This is a genomic window from Mycobacterium sp. E3247, assembly GCF_001667785.1.
Lineage (GTDB): Bacteria > Actinomycetota > Actinomycetes > Mycobacteriales > Mycobacteriaceae > Mycobacterium.
In genome coordinates this window covers 1-3,353 of record NZ_LZJG01000212.1, presented here as the reverse complement: position 1 = coordinate 3,353, position 3,353 = coordinate 1, and the positions used below count along the sequence as shown (strand labels likewise).

Sequence of the window (3,353 nt, the reverse complement as noted above, 5' to 3'; positions counted from 1 at the left end):
ACGAACAGCAGGTTGGGGTCGTCGAGGATCACCGATGCGCTCGGCACCTCGGTGTGGCCCGCCTTCACGAAATGATCAAGAAACCGTTTCCTGATCTCGTGTGTCTGCACTGTTGAGTCCGCTTCTTTCCTGTTTGCTCGCTGCGTGGACTTCTGTTCCAGCCTATTCGCTGGAGTGGAGGGTGTACCGGGCCGCTAACCCTCCAGAAAGCTCAGCCGTACCGACCGCTGCGGGTTGTCGCGGTTCAGGTCGACCAGCACGATGCTTTGCCAGGTGCCCAGCATCGGCTCCCCGCCGGAGACCGGCACCGTCACCGAGGGCGCGACGAGCGCCGGCAGCACATGGTCGGCACCGTGGCCCGGGGAGCCGTGCGAGTGCCGGTAGCGGTCGTCACGCGGCAGCAGCCGTTCCAGTGCGTCGAGCAGGTCGTCGTCGGAGCCGGCCCCGGTCTCGATGATGGCGACGCCGGCCGTCGCGTGCGGGACGAACACATTGCACAGGCCGTCGCCCCGCGACCAGCAGAAGCCACGCACCGCCTCGGTCAGATCGACGATGCGGCGCCGTGCGGTGTCCACGTCCAGCACATCGGTATGCATTCCGACCAGCCTACGGCCCGCCCGCAGGGCCTGCTCAAGGCCAGCCGATCGTTTGTGAGCGCGGCCACATCAGGGTATTGAGGGGCATTGCGGCGCACCAAGGGCAGGAGGAAGGTAACTGGTAGGGCCCGGTGGTGACACCGGGGCCCACTCGACACAAGTCCTACAGAGGAGGTCGGCCGTGTACGCACGCTCCACCACCATCCAGGCACAACCCTTGTCCGTCGATATCGGGATCGCGCACGTCCGCGATGTCGTCATGCCGGCCCTCATGGAGATCGACGGGTGCGTTGGACTGTCACTGTTGGTCGACCGGCAGTCCGGAACCTGCATCGCCACCAGCTCGTGGGACAGCATCGACGCGATGCGCGCCGGCGCCGAGCGGGTAGCCCCGATCCGCGATCGGGCCGCGCTGATGTTCGACGGCAGCGCGCGGGTCGAGGAGTGGGACATCGCTTTGCTGCACCGCGACCATCGCTCCCGACAGGGGGCCTGCGTGCGGGCCACCTGGCTCAAGGTGGTGCCCGATCAGCTCAGCCGATCGCTGGACTTCTACCGGTCCTCGGTGCTCCCGGAGATGCAGGAGCTCGACGGGTTCTGCAGCGCCAGTCTGCTGGTCGACCATCCGGCGTGCCGGCGGGCGGTGTCCTGCTCGACGTTCGACTCGATGGACGCGATGGCGCGCAACCGCGACCGGGCGACCGAGTTGCGCAGCAGGCGCGTCCGCGAGCTGGGCGCCGAGGTGATCGACGTCGCCGAGTTCGAGCTGGCGATCGCTCACCTGCGGGTGCCCGAGTTGGTGTAGCTAGGGCAGCGCGTCGCCGGGAAAGCCCCGGCAGGGGTGCACCTGGTAGGTGAACACATTCGCCGCCACGCCCGGGTCGTCCTGCATGATCGCGGTGGTCTCGTCGACCGTGGCCGCGAACACCCCGATGCCGCAGACGTCGGATTCGTCGGCGACGGGTAGCACCACCGCCAGCACGCCGTCGTCGCGCAGCCCGAAGTTGCGCCGCCCGTGCTCCCAGATGATCGCGGGCGACGACTCGTCCCCGAACCGCGGCCCGCGCTTGAGGATGACGACGCTGTATTCCCTGGCGGTGGGCAGCAGCTCGCCCATCTCCTGGTCGGTGAAGTGCTTCACGCCCGCCCCCGCTTCCTGCGGATGATCGCCCGCAACCGTTCCAACCGCCCGGCCATCTCCCGCTCACCGCCGCGGCCGGTCGGGCGGTAGTAGTCGACGCCCACCAGCTCGTCCGGTGGATATTGCTGGGCGACGACGCCGTCGGGATCGTTGTGCGAGTACTGGTAGCCCTGTGCGTGTCCCAGCGCCGCCGCGCCGGAATAGTGCCCGTCACGCAGATGCGGCGGCACCAGTCCGGCCTTGCCCGCCTTGATGTCGTCCATCGCCGCCGCCAGCGCGGTGGTGATGGAGTTCGACTTGGGCGCGGTCGCCAGGTGGATGGTGGCGTGCGCCAGCGTCAGCTGCGCCTCGGGCATGCCGATCAGCTGCACGGTCTGGGCGGCGGCCACCGCGATCTGCAGGGCGCTCGGATCTGCCATGCCGATGTCCTCGCTGGCGAGGATCATCAGCCGGCGCGCGAGGAACCGCGGGTCCTCCCCCGCGACCAGCATGCGGGCCAGGTAGTGCAGCGCCGCGTCGACGTCCGAGCCGCGCACCGACTTGATGAAGGCGCTGATGACGTCGTAGTGCTGGTCGCCGTCGCGGTCGTAGCGCACCGCGGCCTTGTCCAGCGACTGCTCGATGGTCTCGACGGTCACCGACTCGGCGGCTTCGGCCGCCACCTCCAGCGCCGTCAGCGCCCGCCGGGCATCCCCGGCGGCCAATCGGACCAGCAGGTCGACGGCGTCGGGCGTCACCGCGACGCGACCGCCGAGCCCGCGGGGGTCGTCGATCGCCCGCTGCACGACGGTGCAGATGTCGTCGGCGCTCAGCGGGCGCAACTGCAGGATCAGCGACCGGGACAGCAGGGGCGCCACCACTGAGAACGACGGGTTCTCGGTGGTCGCGGCCACCAGCAGCACCACCCGGTTCTCCACGGCGGACAGCAGGGCGTCCTGCTGGGTCTTGGAGAACCGGTGCACCTCGTCGATGAACAGCACCGTCTGCTCGCCGCGCAGCAGCGCCTTCCGTGCGTTCTCTATGACCGCGCGGACGTCCTTGACGCCGGCCGACAGCGCCGACAGCGCCTCGAACCGGCGGCCGGTCGCCTGGGAGACCAGCGCGGCCAGTGTGGTCTTGCCGCTGCCCGGCGGGCCGTAGAGGATGGCCGACGCCACGCCGGATCCCTCGACGAGGCGGCGCAGCGGCGATCCGGGCGCCAGCAGGTGCTCCTGCCCGACCACTTCGTCCAGCGAGGCCGGACGCATGCGCACCGCCAGCGGCGCGCCGGCCGACACGCCTAGGCCGTGGTCGCCCGCCGGCGGCGCACCGGGCAGGTCACTGGGCATGTCAAACAGACCGTCGGACACGGCTTCAGGCATACCACGGAATCTAATCCGGGCGGCCAGCGCACATCTTTGCTAAGTTCCCGAGTGCGCGTGCCCACAGGTTGAGTCAACAGCTAGGACGGACATGAGCCAGCCTCCCGAGTATCCAGGCACCCCGGCCGACCCGCACGGCAGCGACCAGAACCCTCCGGGTTATCCCCCGCCCCCCAATCCCGGTGCCACACGCCGGGTTCCATCCGCACGCTGTAGGCCACGTCGGCGTTGACAGCGCGGTTGAGGGCGACCAGC

At 69.5% G+C, this 3,353-nt stretch carries 5 protein-coding genes and 1 pseudogene; 1 reads left to right on the top strand and 5 read right to left on the bottom strand.

The window, feature by feature from the left end:
• Positions 1–110 (bottom strand): alanine--tRNA ligase-related protein (locus A9X04_RS32275; RefSeq protein ID WP_197509135.1); only part of this gene is annotated, 110 nt, incomplete at its 3' end.
• Between the two features lie 84 nt (positions 111–194).
• A complete protein-coding gene (locus A9X04_RS11540) occupies positions 195–584 on the bottom strand; it encodes a secondary thiamine-phosphate synthase enzyme YjbQ (RefSeq protein ID WP_197509136.1) in 390 nt (129 codons plus the stop codon).
• A gap of 193 nt (positions 585–777) precedes the next feature.
• Here A9X04_RS11540 and A9X04_RS11535 point away from each other — a divergent pair, with 193 nt between their 5' ends.
• The gene (locus A9X04_RS11535; protein ID WP_067920403.1) at positions 778–1,401 is read left to right on the top strand and encodes a hypothetical protein; all 624 of its coding nucleotides are present in this window, start codon (positions 778–780) and stop codon (positions 1,399–1,401) included.
• On the opposite strand, the gene A9X04_RS11530 is transcribed toward A9X04_RS11535, so the two are convergent.
• The 3 genes and pseudogenes from A9X04_RS11530 to A9X04_RS32270 all read right to left on the bottom strand — a co-directional run.
• Positions 1,402–1,737, bottom strand: a complete 336-nt coding sequence (locus tag A9X04_RS11530; RefSeq protein ID WP_067920401.1) for a hypothetical protein — start codon at positions 1,735–1,737, stop codon at positions 1,402–1,404.
• Positions 1,734–3,098, bottom strand: coding sequence for a replication-associated recombination protein A (locus tag A9X04_RS11525; protein WP_067920399.1), 1,365 nt, complete (start codon positions 3,096–3,098; stop codon positions 1,734–1,736). The genes A9X04_RS11530 and A9X04_RS11525 overlap by 4 nt, the downstream gene beginning before the upstream one ends.
• Positions 3,099–3,232: 134 nt before the next feature.
• Positions 3,233–3,353 (bottom strand): annotated as a pseudogene (locus tag A9X04_RS32270) (transglutaminase family protein); the annotation flags it as partial.